Annotated in this window: 6 protein-coding genes; all 6 read left to right on the top strand. The window is 50.1% G+C overall.

Going from position 1 to position 15,088, the window contains the following annotated elements; translation table 11 throughout:
• The first annotated feature begins 47 nt into the window (after positions 1–47).
• The 6 genes from NV381_RS09505 to NV381_RS09480 all read left to right on the top strand — a co-directional run bounded on the left by NV381_RS09505 (position 48) and on the right by NV381_RS09480 (position 15,086).
• On the top strand, positions 48–1,421 hold the full coding sequence (locus NV381_RS09505) for a class I SAM-dependent rRNA methyltransferase (protein WP_258213042.1): 1,374 nt from the start codon (positions 48–50) through the stop codon (positions 1,419–1,421).
• A 366-nt stretch (positions 1,422–1,787) separates the two neighbouring features.
• Complete coding sequence (locus NV381_RS09500) at positions 1,788–2,384, top strand: nitroreductase family protein (RefSeq protein WP_258213041.1); 597 nt, start codon at positions 1,788–1,790, stop codon at positions 2,382–2,384.
• A gap of 287 nt (positions 2,385–2,671) precedes the next feature.
• Complete coding sequence (gene addB, locus NV381_RS09495; RefSeq protein WP_258213040.1) at positions 2,672–6,397, top strand: helicase-exonuclease AddAB subunit AddB; 3,726 nt, start codon at positions 2,672–2,674, stop codon at positions 6,395–6,397.
• Positions 6,378–10,265, top strand: a complete 3,888-nt coding sequence (gene addA, locus NV381_RS09490) for a helicase-exonuclease AddAB subunit AddA (protein WP_258213039.1) — start codon at positions 6,378–6,380, stop codon at positions 10,263–10,265. Before addB ends, addA begins: the two co-directional genes overlap by 20 nt.
• A 99-nt stretch (positions 10,266–10,364) precedes the next feature.
• Positions 10,365–11,531 (top strand): metallophosphoesterase family protein, encoded by a 1,167-nt coding sequence (locus tag NV381_RS09485; RefSeq protein ID WP_258213038.1) that lies wholly within the window; start codon positions 10,365–10,367, stop codon positions 11,529–11,531.
• Positions 11,532–11,624: 93 nt separating this feature from the next.
• Complete coding sequence (locus NV381_RS09480; RefSeq protein ID WP_258213037.1) at positions 11,625–15,086, top strand: AAA family ATPase; 3,462 nt, start codon at positions 11,625–11,627, stop codon at positions 15,084–15,086.
• Positions 15,087–15,088: the final 2 nt, after the last annotated feature.

Raw genomic sequence — 15,088 nt, 5'->3', positions numbered from 1 at the left:
GAGGGTTTGGGAGGGTAGGAAAACATATTAGAGATGGGGAACAGAATGTGCCCGCAGTATATTTAGATAAAAAGAGAAAAAAACGACTGGAAGCCGGACATCCCTGGATTTACAAATCCGAGCTGGAGCGCACCGAGGGAGAGCCCGTTCCAGGACAATTGGTAGCTGTACAGTCCCACCTGGGACAGTATCTTGCAACCGGTTATTGGAATCCTTTATCACAAATCACGGTGCGTATTGTTGCTTATGAACCGATTGAGGAGATGACGCACGCTTTTTTTGTGGAGCGTTTTATTCGCTGCATGGAACAGAGGGAGCGGTTTGTGCCGGGCGCGCTTTCGTACCGACTGGTATATGGGGAAGCGGATTTTTTGCCAGGATTAATCGTAGACCGGTTTGAAGATGTACTTGTTGTGCAGGTGCTGACCCTAGGAATGGAACGGGTAAGGGATGCTATCGTTTCGGCTCTGGTTGAGGTTGTGCAACCCAAAGGGATTTATGAACGCAGTGATGTGAGCATACGTGAGCTGGAAGGCTTGGAGCTGCGTAAAGGGCTTCTGTATGGTGAATGTCCGCGTCATGTACAGATTACCGAAAATGGTCTTCTGCTGGAAATCGATATTATGGAAGGCCAAAAGACGGGCTATTTCTTTGACCAAAGAGAAAATCGTGCTGCTATTGCACCATTAATGACAGGCTGGGGAAAACGAAGCGGCATCGCGCTGCAAGAGCTGCCGGCCGAGGATGGTTCTGGCGGAACCGTTAAGGTTCCAGTAAATGCTAATGGCAAAAAAGTTACATTTCCTTTATGGGATGGCGCTACGGTGCTGGAATGCTTTTCTCATACCGGCAGCTTCACATTGAATGCATGCAAGTATGGTGCGAAGAAGGTGACCTGCCTCGACATCTCGGAGCATGCAGTGGAAAGTGCACGGACCAATGTTAAGCTTAACGGCTTCGAGGATCGTGTAGAGTTCGTTGTTGCCGATGCTTTTGAATATTTGCGCCAGCAGGTGAAGGGGCTCGATCAGCGTCAGGAAAGAAGTATGGCTGATGTTAAAAAAGTCGACACATCGAAACCTCTAGATTCTAAAAGTCGAACCTGGGATGTAGTTATATTGGATCCGCCTGCGTTTGCAAAAACAAAGAGCGCGGTCGAAGGGGCATGCAGAGGCTATAAGGATATTAATCTTCAAGGGATGAAGCTGGTTAATGAAGGCGGCTATTTGGTTACGGCCAGCTGTTCCTATCATATGAGGCCGGATTTATTTCTTGAGACGATTCATGCGGCGGCGGCGGATGCGAAGAAAATTTTGCGGCTTATTGAGTTTCGAGGGGCAGGCAAGGATCATCCGCGAATTTTGGGTGTGGACGAAGGCCATTACTTGAAATTTGCTATATTTGAAGTGCGCAGTAAGTAGTGCTTCAGAGAATTCCCAAAAGGATAGTGCGAACAGCATCAGCCTCAAATTCGTCCAAACAAGCTTCCAATCCGCGGTCAACGTGATGGGGGCTTGTTTTTTTATAATATCAGACTTGATAAGTTTTCAGCGGAGCTGAAGAAGAACGTTTCTTATGGATCTAAGCCTCTAAGTGGTCGGGATAACCCGAATATGAACTATGCCATACAATGATTTAAACTGGTTTTCAAAAGAACGTCGTTTAGCCAGTTGAAAAATTGTGGTCTTACTTATATAATCATAATGATAATTATTCTCAAGTAGAGGGATGCTCTGAGCTGAAGATCTGAAATATAAACTGCAATTCGAGCGAAGGTGGTATATCACATGAACCAGGAAACGATTAATACAATAGGCTTGTGGGAAGCGATCCGTGATAGACGAAGCGTAGGTAAAGTAAAACAAGACCCTTTGGATCGTAATGATATTGAAAAACTTCTAGAAGCCGCAGCATGGGCTCCAAGTCATCACACAACAGAGCCATGGCGTTTCTTCGTCATGACAGGTCCGGGCAGGCAAGTGCTGGGAGATGCTTACGCGGATATTGCCATGGAGCTGGATCGGAAGAAGACGGATGATGAGCTGGAAATTTTGCGTAAAAAGCAGGCTGACAAAGCATTCCGCGCCCCAGTCGTTATTGCGGTTGCGGTATCTCCGTCCTCGGCTGCAGGCGTTAACCGAATGGAGGAATTTGCAGCTGTTCATTCAGCGGTGCAAAATTTACTGCTAGCCGCTCATGGTATGGGTTTTGGAGCCGTTTGGCGTACTGGTGAGCCCGCTTATCATCCGCGAATGAAGCAAGCGTTCGGTCTATCGGAAGCCGAACAGATTGTCGGCCTAATCTATATCGGATACCCTGTTAATCCGCAGCAGCCGGGCAAAAGAGAGCCTGTTGCCGCGAAAACAGTATGGATCACTGAGTAATTCTTTTACTTTTATTAATATGAGAGCCCGCTTGCTTCCTTTATGGATGATATGCGGGCTCTTTTCTTGCTGCGTACAAACATACGTTCCTGGGTTGTGGTATAATAATACCATAACATCCCTTACCATCAAGCACATATATTTGGTAGAATAATATAATTGCTAGAGATGGCTGAGAGGGAAGTTTTTTCTGGAGGAATAACTTGGCAGAGCATGGATGTAAGTTTTGCTATGGATACGATACAATAAAGGTTTCCTGAAGGAAGCTTAGTTTGGGGGGATACATAATGGCTCTGCGTTTTGTGCTGGGAAGAACCGGCAGCGGAAAAAGCGACTATTGCCTGAGCAGTATAAAGGACAAGCTCTTGGAGGCGCCCAACGGACGTCCATTGATTTTATTAGTACCCGAACAGGCCACATCCCTTGCCGAATATGCTCTCGTCTCATCACCAGAGCTGGGCGGGACATTGCGGGCACAGGTACTGAGCTTTCGCAGACTGGCATGGCGGGTTATGCAGGAAGTGGGGGGCACAGCCCGTCTACCGATTGATGGAACCGGAAAAACGCTGCTTATACATAAAATTTTGCATAAACATCGTGACAACTTGCAATTATTTCATACATCAACAGATCAAATGGGCTTTATCGAGAAGATTGGTGAACTGTTTACGGAATTTAAAAGGTATTGTATTACGGCTGACGGACTTGCGGATTTTGTTGCGAATACGCAATTAAGATCCAATAATTCAATACTGCTGTCAGACAAGCTGCAGGACTTGCAGTTGCTTTATAGAGAATTTGAGTCGGAGCTATCCAAGGCATATTTGGACGGAGAAGATTATTTAACTCTGCTCGCCGCCCAGTTGCCTCACTCTGAGTACGTTCAGGGGGCTGAATGCTGGATTGATGGATTTCATGGATTTACTCCTCAGGAGCTTGCAGTCGTCGAGGGATTAGCAAGCTTATGCAGCAGTGTAACTATGACGCTTACCTTAGACAAGGAATACCGTTTGGGACAAAAGCTGAATGATCTGGACCTCTTTCATCCGCCTGCCCGTACGATGCTGCAATTGCAGGAACGAATGGATCGTCTTCAGCTCCCCTTACAAGAGACGCTGATACTGCCTTCGCAGCCTCCGGCCCGTTTCAAGGACAGCCCGATGCTTGCTTATATGGAGGGAGCTTTTGAGCAGCGCTTGAAGAAACCATATCCAGCCGGAGAGCCTGCTGGCGGAAAGACCGGAGTTCGCTTGTCTGCAGCTGTCAGCCGTAGAGCGGAAGTGGAAGGGACTGCGAGAGATATTTTGCGGTTGGTTCGGGATGAAGGCCTCCGATATCGGGATATTGCGGTTACAGTAAGAAATGCTGAGGGGTATGGCGATTTGCTTGGCATGACCTTTACTGATTTCGGAATTCCTCATTTTTTTGATCAAAAAAGGACAGTAATGGATCATCCGTTGGTTGAGCTGATTCGTTCTGCAATGGAAGTTATATTGCGCTACTGGAAATACGAAGCTATTTTTCGTTGTACGAAAACGGGATTTTTTCTACCGCTTAGCTCGGACGAGAATCCGAATAATCTCGATCGCCATGCGCTGGATCAGCTTGAAAATTATGTGCTTGCATTCGGTATTCAAGGCGCTAGATGGTTTGATGGCAAACCGTGGACATACTCACTGCGTTCCAGCTTGGAGCAGCCGGACATAGAGGTCAATGAAGCAGAGGCAGCTTACTTACATAAGATTAATGCAAGCCGTAAACAGATTGCTCAGCCACTGCATCAATTTCAAGAGGAAATGAAGAAATCCAAGACAGTCAGGTCCAAGGTGGAGACACTGTACCGTTTGTTGACTTATCTGAAGGTGCCTGAGAGGCTTGAAAGCTGGAGCCAGGCTGCCGTTCATGCCGGAAATACAGAAAAGGCGAGAGAGCATTCGCAGGTATGGGACCGTATAATCGATATGCTTGATCAGCTTGTTGAATTAATGGATGCGGAGGAAGTTTCGGCTGAAGTATTTGCGGGACTGCTTGAGGCTGGAATGGAAAGTATCAAGCTCGGTCTTGTGCCGCCGTCCTTGGATCAAGTGTTGATTGGAAGTATGGACCGTACTCGCATGGGAAGCGTAAAGCATGTGTTTGTGTTAGGTGTCAATGAAGGAGTGATTCCTTCCAAAATGAATGAGGAAAGCGTTCTGTCCGAGCAAGAAAGAGAGACGCTCACTGATTTCGGTCTTCCGATGGCGGAAGGCAGCACAAGAAAGCTGCTGGATGAACAGTTCTTAATTTATTGCGCCTTCTGTACTCCTTCCATTTGTCTCTGGTTGAGTTATCCGCTAGCAGATGAGGAGGGGAAATCGCTTCTTCCATCCGATGTGATAAGGCATATGAAACGGATGTTTCCTTTCGTTAAGGAACGGCTTTTATTAAATGAGCCGACGTCGGCTATGAGCATAAGCGAGCAGATCGATTATGTGGAGCATCCGGGCAAAGCAATGTCGTTCCTGATTGTTCAGCTTAAGCAATCGATGCGAGGTGAGCCGGTCTCAGGAATCTGGTGGGCCGTTTACAACTGGTTTATCCAACAGCCTGGTTGGCAAAAGCGGCTGCGGTTAATGATGCAGTCCCTGCTGTATACGAATGAAGCCAAATCTTTAAGCAGCACGGTAAGCCGCCGATTATACGGAGACCATGTGCTTACAAGCGTGTCCCGGATGGAACGTTTCGTCTCTTGTCCGTTTTCGCAATATGCCTCTCATGGCCTGCGTCTTCAGGAACGGCGGATTTACCGTCTGGAAGCTCCTGATATCGGACAGCTGTTCCATGCCGCTCTCAGCATGTTCGCAGGGCAAGTGGCAAGCCTCGGCGGACATTGGAGCCGATTAACCGCTGAAGAGTGCTTATCGATTGCCGGAGATGTGGTGGATTTGCTTGCTCCAAGATTGCAAAGCGAAATACTGTTCAGTTCGAAGCGGCATCATTATATAACACGCAAGCTGAAGCAGGTAGTGGGTCGAGCCGCCATGATGCTTGGTGAGCATGCACGGCGTGGCCAATTTGAGCCCATCGGCCTGGAGATTGGATTCGGAGAGGGACAGGCGATTCCCCCGTTATCCTACATTCTGGAGAATGGCGTACGAATGGACGTAAGAGGCAGGATTGATCGAGTGGATCGAGCGGACACGGATCAAGGTACGCTGCTTCGCGTCATTGACTATAAATCAAGTCCTACCGCCCTCCATCTTGCTGAGGTTTTCTATGGATTATCACTGCAAATGCTGACGTATCTGGACGTTATTTTAACACATTCCAAAGAATGGCTAGGAACCGAAGCCAAACCTGCGGGAGTGCTCTATTTCCACGTTCACAACCCGCTGCTTCAGCTCAAAAATCGGATTTCTGCGGATAAAGCCGATGAAGAGCTGCGCAAACGCTTCAAGATGAGAGGGCTTGTAAGCGCGGATGCGCAAACAGCCCTATTGATGGACAGCGCATTGGCTGGCTCCAGCGGCCATTCCCAATTAATTCCGGTAGCTATGAAGGCTGACGGCAGTTTTTATAAATCATCCTCAGTAGCCGATGACGGGCAGTGGAATGTGCTGCGGAGTTATGTACGTGGTGCTATTAAAGGAATCGGTTCGTCGATGACTGGAGGCAATGTAGATATCGAGCCTTACCGAATGGGAACGGAAGCGGCCTGTACATTTTGCTCCTACAAGCCGGTTTGCCAGTTTGACTCTCAGTTCGAAGCTAATCAATTCAAGGTCCTTAAGCCGTTAGGCAAGGACCGCGCGATGGAGCTGATGAAGGAAGGGCTGGAGAACCGAGGTGCAGATCATGTGGTGGCGTTACGTGCAACCAAAGCAGGTGGCTGGAACCGGAAGGCCTCGGTTATCGAGGTTGAGCCCGAGCGGGAAAATGAGCAGTCAATTTTGAAGCAAGACGATAATTACGAAGCCGGCTTCACTAAAGTGAAGCGTTCAGGAGGTGCGTCGGATGATCAACAAGATAGCTAAGCCTGAAGGCACCTCATGGACGGATGATCAATGGGACGCTATTTCTATACATGGACATGATATGTTGGTTGCAGCAGCAGCAGGCTCAGGGAAAACGGCTGTACTTGTAGAGCGGATAATTAGCAGGGTATCCGATGAGTTGAATCCCGTGGACGTAGACCGACTGCTGGTAGCCACTTTTACGAAAGCTGCAGCAGCGGAAATGAGACACCGGATTAGCGAAGCTCTGGAAAAGGCGTTGGAGCGGAATTCCAGCTCGGATCATCTTCGTCGTCAGCTCGCGCTGATTGGAAGAGCGCCTATTACAACGCTGCATTCCTTTTGCCTGGAAGTTATTCAGACGCATTACCAAAGAATTGGGTTGGATCCTGGATTTCGCATAGCCAATGAGACGGAGAGCGAGCTAATGCGTCAGGATCTGATAGAGGAGCTGTTCGAGGAGCGGTATGGCTTATCGACCGAGGGAAGCGACTTCTGGCGTTTGGTGGATTGGTTTAGCGGAGAAAGAAGCGATGGTGCGTTATTCCGGTTGGTGCAGCGTTTGTATGATGAATCCCGCAGCCATCCGCAGCCGTCCAAGTGGCTGCGGGAGACGGCAGCGATGTTCGAGATAACACTGGATGCTCCGAATCCGTGGCTGCCCAGCTTGCTGTCATCTGTACAGCTGGAGCTGAAGGGAATAGCTTCGATTTTAGGAGAGGCCGTGTTAATCGCGGAGCAGCCGGGAGGTCCAGAGCCTTATTTGCACAATTTACGTGAGGATTTGGAGGCCGTGGCCTATTTACAGGAAGTGGCGGCTTATTCGTGGGAGCATCTGTATGATTCGTTCCAGGGCACTTCCTTTGGGAAATTAAAGCCATGTAGAGGCGATCAATATAATAAAGCATTGCAGGAGCAGGTTAAGGATTTAAGAAATAAGGCCAAGGAACAGCTGTCGGGTATGGCTGAAGAATTGTTCTCGCGGACCGTAGAGCAGTATGATGAAGAGCTGCAGGTCATGGCGCCTTTGATGAAAGCGCTGGTGGAGCTGGTTATCGAATTTGGAAGCCGCTACCAGGAAGCGAAGAAGACAAAAGGACTTGTTGATTTTGGGGATTTGGAGCATTTTTGCTTGCAAATATTGAGCGTCGAGGATTCGAGTACAGGAGGCATGATCCCATCAGAGGTTGCTTCCGGGTACCGGGAGCGATTTGTTGAGGTGCTGCTTGATGAATATCAAGATACGAACAGAGTTCAAGAAGCCATAGTTTCCTTTATTGCCCGTGATGCACCAGGCAACCGATTTATGGTTGGAGACGTTAAACAGAGCATCTATCGCTTTCGACTGGCGGAGCCAGGATTGTTTCTGGAGAAGTACAAGAGATACAAGACCGAAGAAAGTGAACCGGGACAAAGAATTGATCTGGCGAAAAATTTCCGCAGCCGACCTAAGGTGGTTGATGGAGTCAATTATATTTTTCATCAAATCATGGGCGAGACGGTTGGAGAAATAGAATATGATGAGCGTGCGGATCTAGTATTCGGAGCTAGTTACTATCCGGAATGGAATCGGATATCCAATGGCTCCGATTCGGTTGAGCTGCTATTGATTGATCGTTCAGACAATAGCTTGGGTGAACCTGACGAACAAAGCGAGTTTTCCAGGCAGCAGGATACTGAAAAGGATGGAAATGATTTCTCCGAGGCAGAAGCTTCGGACAGTTCAGATCCAGCAAGTGAAGCTCGTGAGCTGGAAACGGTTCAGCTTGAAGCCCGGATGATAGCGTCACAAATTCATAAGCTGCTGGGTATGAATGGAGAGCGCGTGTTTCAAGTGCTTGATAAGTCGAGTGGTGGACTAAGGGATATTACATTCCGTGATATGGTTATTTTGCTTAGAGCGACACAGCAGTGGTCTCCTGTTTTGATTGAGGAGCTGAGGCAGCAGGGAATACCTGCTTATGCTGAGTTGAATACAGGATATTTCTCAGCAACAGAGGTGGAAGTTCTGCTCTCTTTGTTGAAAATAATAGACAACCCGTTTCAAGATATTCCTCTGGCAGCAGTACTGCGTTCGCCTATCGTGCAATTAAGTACGGAGGAGCTGGCGCAAATCCGGATTTATGGTAAATACAGCAGCTTCTATGAAGCTGTTTGTGCCTATTCATGGAGAGACGTTGCGAACGGCGACGAATCTGAGGTTGATGTGGTTCTGCAAGGTAAGCTTAGCCGCTTTCTTAAGCAGCTTGAAGCATGGAGACAAGAAGCGCAGCAAGGTGCTCTGGCGGATTTGATATGGAATATTTACCGTGTCACTGGCTTTTATGATATGGCCGGAGGGCTTCCTGGCGGACTGCAAAGGCAGGCTAATCTAAGAGCGCTGTACGATCGCGCTAGGCAATACGAATCGACCTCGTTTCGCGGATTATTCCGTTTTCTACGCTTCGTTGAACGAATGAAGGACAGTGGCGGCGATTTGGGGACAGCCCGCGCTCTTGGAGAACAGGAGGATGTCGTCCGCATCATGTCTATCCATAAAAGCAAAGGGTTGGAATTCCCGGTTGTTTTTGTGGCGGGTATGGCGAAGCGGTTTAATCAGCGGGACTTAACAGATTCTTTTATGGTCCATAAGGATTTGGGCTTCGGACCGAAATTTATGGATGCAGAAGCTAGAATCAGCTATCCGACTTTACCTTGGCTTGCCATCCGGCGCAAAATGCGTATGGAAATGCTGGCTGAGGAAATGCGTGTATTATATGTAGCATTGACTCGGGCAAGGGAAAAGTTGTATTTGCTGGCAACCGTGAAGGAAGCGGATAAGCTTCTGCAAAACTGGGCGCGTTATATAGAGCATGATAAGCTGCTGCTGCCCGATGATACTTTGGCGAAAGCTCGCAGTTATTTGGACTGGATTGGTCCCGCGATTATGCGGCATCCCGATGGGAGCGTATTGCGTGAACAAGCAGGTGCTGCTCAGCTATCCCCGACTTTTTTTGCGAATGAAGCTTCCCGTTGGAAGGTTCAATTGGTTCGTCCCGAGGTGTTCGCAGCAATGGCTGAGGCTGCAGGGACTAATGAAATATCCAATGAATGGAAGCAAGCGGTTCTGGCTATGGAGCCGATAGAAGAAGGAAGCAATTTTGAAGCACAAGTAGAGAGCAAGCTTTCTTGGCGGTATGAGAATGCACAAGCCTCTTCGCTGCTATCCAAGACATCCGTAACTGAGCTAAAGCGCATGTCTGAGCATCATAAACTGCTGGAGTTGGTCTCAGATCAGCCGGTATATCCGGAAGCTTCTCAAGATAAAACTTACAGGCCTGCAATTGTCCGAAGACCCAGATTTATGGAGCAGACTCAATTAAATGCAGCTGAGAGAGGGACGGTATTTCATTCTGTCATGCAGCATATGAGGCTCAGTGCTCAGCCTTCTGAACTGGATATAAAGGAAACGTTAGCCGATATGGTTCGTAGAGAATTGTTGACCGAAGCTCAGAGTACAGTTGTGGAGCCGAGTGTAATCTTGTCTTTTTTTCAAAGCGAGCTCGGAATGAGGCTGCTTCGATCCCCGCAAATACATCGTGAGCTGCCATTCAGCTATGGCTTGCCGGCAAGCGAAGTATATGGAGTGACTGATGAAGCGACAGCAAATGAAACAGTTATGCTGCAAGGGGTCATCGATTGTATTTTTGAAGAGGAGCAAGGCTTGGTGCTGCTCGATTACAAAACGGATCATCTGAAAGGCGGCGGACCTGCGGCGCTGGATGGAATGCGTGAGCGATATCGTTTGCAGCTTGAATTGTATGCTAAAGCAGTGGAGCGGATATGGAAGCGACCTGTTATTGGGAAATATATCTTTTTATTTGATGGAGCTCAAGTGTTGGAGCTGTAGGAGTCTGTCCGACGATTTGATCTTCGTGAGTAAATATTCATGGATTTGCTTTCGGCGGACAGATATCTGGAAGAAGGTTGAAAAGAGAGGAGGTTTTTCATGAGGATTTTACATACGGCGGATTGGCATTTTGGACGAACTTTGGAAGGCAGAAGCAGATTGGCGGAGCAAGAGGCATTCGTGGAGGAGCTAGCACATATAGTTCGTGATCAGCAAATTGATCTCGTGCTTTTGGCCGGAGATGTCTATGATTCTGTAAACCCACCTGCCGCGGCGGAACAGTTGTTCTATGATGCGTTGGCAAGGCTGGCAGATAACGGGACAAGGCCTGTTGCCGTAGTAGCGGGAAATCACGATCACCCTGATCGGTTGGCTGCGGCTGCACCGCTTGCTCAGAAGCTTGGGGTATTGCTAATGGGCCTTCCGGAGGATCGCCATGAGCTTATACCTATTGCGCGAACAGGGGAAAGTGCATGCTTATTTGGACTGCCATATCCATCCGAATCCCGGTTGAAAGAGCTGCTATCGGATGATGCTGAGGAGGAACTGCTGCGAGCCGCTTATTCCGATCGAGTCAAGCATATTGCCATGGGACAGGCCAAGCATTTTCGTGCGGATACGGTGAATCTGATCATGAGCCATATTTATGTATTGGGCGGAGCGGAAAGTGAGTCGGAGCGGCCTATTCAAGTGGGGGGCGCCTATACGGTAGATACATCTGCTCTGGCGGTAAGCGGTGCGCAGTATGTTGCTTTGGGTCATCTGCATAGACCGCAAAACATTAAGGCTGCATCACTTATGCGTTACAGCGGATCGCCGTTAGCGTACAGCTTTTCCGAGCATGGGCAAGCCAAGTCAGTTACTATATTGGATGTGAAGCCCGGGGGCGAGGCTAAGCTTGAAGAACTTTTCTTGAGCTGTGGTAGACCCTTGGCACTTTGGAAAGCTGATTCCGGCTTATCTCAAGTACATAAGTGGCTTGATGAGGGGCGAGATGCGAAAGCCTGGATAGATCTTGAAATTAATATGACCGAAGCTATGTCAATGGAACAAATACATACTTTACGGAAAGCTCGGGAAGGAATTGTTAACATTCGTCCTATTTACCCTGAGATGGAGGCTGCTGCTGCGGGTGAGGCTTCAATGAGAAGCATGCCGATAGATGAGCTCTTTCGCCGATATTATATTCGTCAGACAGGCGGGGCTGAGCCGGAAGCGGAGCTGATACAGCTGTTTATGGAGCTTCTGGAGGCACAGCAAGCGTGAACTGAAATCGAAAAGAAAAGACTTTTCTTAGAATTGAACTCCGCTTAGCTTGTTGAAGAAGAGTAATTGAAATTAGGAAAGGAGTGATTGGATATGAGACCGATGTATCTGCAAATCGCCGGTTTGCAGAGCTACCGTGAACTGCAGGAGATTGATTTCACTCAGCTATGCGATGCTGGAGTGTTCGGGATTTTCGGACCGACGGGCAGTGGGAAATCCACAATTCTTGATGCAATGACATTGGCATTATTCGGTAAAGTGGAGCGTGCGGCTAACGGAACACAAGGGATCATGAATCACGCAGAGAACGCTCTGTCCGTCTCCTTCACGTTTGAGCTGGGACATGCTCAAGGTTCAATTCGTTACCGTGTAGACCGGCAGTTTAAGCGGGGCGGGGATGTAACGGTTAATAATACGATCAGTCGGCTTATCCGGTATCAGGATGGGGAAACGATTGTTTTGGCTGATAAATCGGGTGAAGTGAATCAGCAGGTACAGGATATATTGGGCTTGTCCATGCAGGACTTTACTCGAGCCGTAGTTCTCCCGCAAGGGAAGTTTGCCGAGTTTCTCGCATTAAAGGGGAGTGAACGGCGGCAAATGCTCCAGCGGTTGTTCCACCTGGAGCCATATGGAGATCAACTAAATGCCAAGACATCGGCACGCTTTAAAGAGGCCGATGTGGCTATCAAGGAGCTGCACGCCGAGCAGCAGGGTCTCGGCGACGCTTCGCAGCAAGCGCTGGACGCAGCTGCGGAAGCGCTGCAGGCTGCTGCCCAGGCGGCACAGCAGCTGCGGGCGCAGCTCGCCGCGTGCGAGGCCCGCGCCGCCGAGCAGCGCCGCGTACGCGAGCTGCAGCACGCGCTCACGCAGGCGCAGCAGCAGCTCGCGCAGCACACGGCCCGCGCGCCGCAGGTGCACGCGCTGCAAGCTCGGCTCGCGCGCGCTGCGCAAGCCGAGCTTGCGCAGCCTTACGCGCGCCAGCGCGAGCTCGCAGCGGCACGGCTGACGCGCGAGCGCGACGCTGCAGAAAGCGCCGCGGCCGCGCAGCAGCGAGCGCTTTCTGCGCTCGAACGCGCTAGCGCAGAGCATGCGGCTGCGCGCGAGGCGCTGGTCGCGCAGGAGACGCCGCTGCTGCTGCGGCTCGACAAGCTGCAGCAGGCGCTCGCGCTGACTGCGGAGCTGGCACAGCAGCGGGCCGTGCTGAGCGGGCTCGCTGCGCAGGAGGCGCAGACGGCTGGCGCGCAGCGGACCGCGAAGGAGCAGCTGCTGCGGGAGCAGGAGCTGCGTCATAAAGCGGTGAAGCGACAAGCGGAGCTCAAGGAAGAGCTGAAGCTGGCAGAGGTGCGCAGCGAGGACCGTGAGCTGCTGCGGGCAGCTCTCCAGGACAAGCGCTCCATTGAGCAGCAGCAGCGCCAATTGGAGGAGCAGCGGGTTGAGCTGCAGCGTCATCAGAAGGAGCTCGTCGAGCTGCAGCAAGAGCGCATAGCAGCTGAGCAGCAGGAGTTGCTATGGGGGCGGCGATTGGCAGGCTGGCTTACAGAAGTGTCAGACGTCTACTCCGTATCATTGTCGCGTGAAGCTGAGTTGCAGCAGGTGCACGATATGATTCCGATGCTTCTTGATGAACGCAAGAAGTTAAATCGGCAAGCCGAGCTTCATGCTATGGCTGCTGAATTGGCGGGACAGCTGACAGCCGGAGACGGTTGTCTGGTATGCGGGTCAATCCATCATCCCAAGCCGTTTGTTCTCGATGAAACAGGAGCAGCTGGCGGGCTTGACGAGAGCTCGCAATTTGCGTCAAGCTTGGATAAAATGCAAGCACAAGCAAGGCAGCAGCTGATGGATAATAACCGGCAGCAGGTTATGCTGAATGGCTTTGTTCAGCAATGGCAGCCGATGCTTCCTCAGCTGCAAGCCAACGAATATATATCAGAAGCAGCGGCAGCTTTATATTCGTGGAATCAAGCGCCCGAAACCAAGCAGCCTGCAACAGCTGCTTCTGCGCTGCTGACTGAGCAGGAGCTGCTATCCCGGGTTGATAACGCCGAGAGTAGCTTGAAGCAGGCCCGGCTGCATGAGCAGCAGCTGCAGCAAGAGCTTCAGAGTCTATTGCAGGAGCGTGGACAGCTCGACCGAATGTTAAGTGACAGGAAGTCCAGGCAGCAAAGTTTGGGTCACCTTATTCATGCAGCGCAGCAAAAAGAATTACAGCTCATGCAGTTAACTCAAGAGCAGATCGCAGCTTGGACAACGAAATTTGCTGCCTTTTCCTTTGAGGCCCTTGAATCCGCTGTAGAACAACAACAGCTGCAAGAAAAAACAGCGGAAGAGCTGCGTCAAAGACTTGATAAAAGCATAAGCTTTATCGAAGAAAAGCTCAGCCTGATTGCGGAGCTTCAGGAACAGACTAATGCTTTGGACCGGACTTTAATCCAACTGCAAACCGAGCTGAAAAATGTGCAGGAGCAGGAAGCAGAGAAAACAATCCGGCTGCGTGAATGGGCAGGGGAAGAGCCTGTAGAAGAGCAGGTAGCACAAGCCAATTTGCAGCTAAGTCAGCTGAGAGGCGCTTCGGAGCAAGCCAAACAAGGTTTTGAGAAAGCTCAAGCCGCCTCACAGCAGGCATCCCAGGTTTATGCAGGTGCAGGACAGGCGGCAGAGACTGCTGCCGAGCAAGCAGCAGCAGCCGAAGCGGAATGGCAGAAGCAAGCTGAACGGTTTAGCTTTGCCGATCCTCTGGAGGTACAGGCTGCTGTAATCTCTGATGCTCAGAAGTTATCCTGGACTTCGGAAGTGGAAGTATTCGGTAAACTGGAGCATCAGCTTAGGACGCAGCAGCAGCAGCTGTCTGAGCAGTTGGAGGGGCGTTCTATTTCAGAGGAGGATTGGTCAGCTCTGGAGGCGGAGCTTGCGGAAAGCAAGCGACTGGATGAAGCGGCTCTGCAAGCTCAAGCAAGGGCTGAGCGGGATTGGGAGTCATTGCAAGCAAAGCATCAGCGCTGGAGCGAGCTTGAAGCGAAACGTGCTGCAAAGCAAGGCGAGCTGACATTACTCAGCAAGCTGCAAACGGTTCTTCGAGGGAATGCTTTCGTAGAGTTTTTAGCTGAAGAACAATTGGTCCAGGTTAGCCGTTCCGCATCGGAAAGATTAGGTCAATTAACTCGCCAGAAATATGCCATAGAGGTGGATTCTACGGGGGGCTTCGTTATTCGCGATGATTCCAACGGAGGTGTAAGACGTCCGGTGTCGAGCTTGTCCGGCGGAGAAACTTTTCTGACCTCACTTTCGTTGGCGCTTGCTTTGTCCGCACAAATTCAGCTTAAGGGCCAGTATCCTCTGGAATTTTTCTTCTTGGATGAAGGCTTCGGTACATTGGATCAGGATCTTCTGGAAACTGTAATCATCGCCTTGGAGAAGCTGCATTTTGACAGGTTAACTGTAGGCGTGATCAGCCATGTGCCTGAACTGCGTGCAAGATTACCACGTAGACTCGTAGTTCAGTCGCCTGAGCCAGGCGGAAGCGGTAGTGTTGTTCATTTGGAGACACTTTAAGC

Origin of the sequence: Paenibacillus radicis (ex Xue et al. 2023) (genome assembly GCF_024722015.1) — a bacterium.
Lineage (GTDB): Bacteria > Bacillota > Bacilli > Paenibacillales > NBRC-103111 > Paenibacillus_S.
The sequence above is the reverse complement of the archived record's forward strand: the minus strand, read 5'-3'. Positions and strand labels throughout refer to the sequence as shown.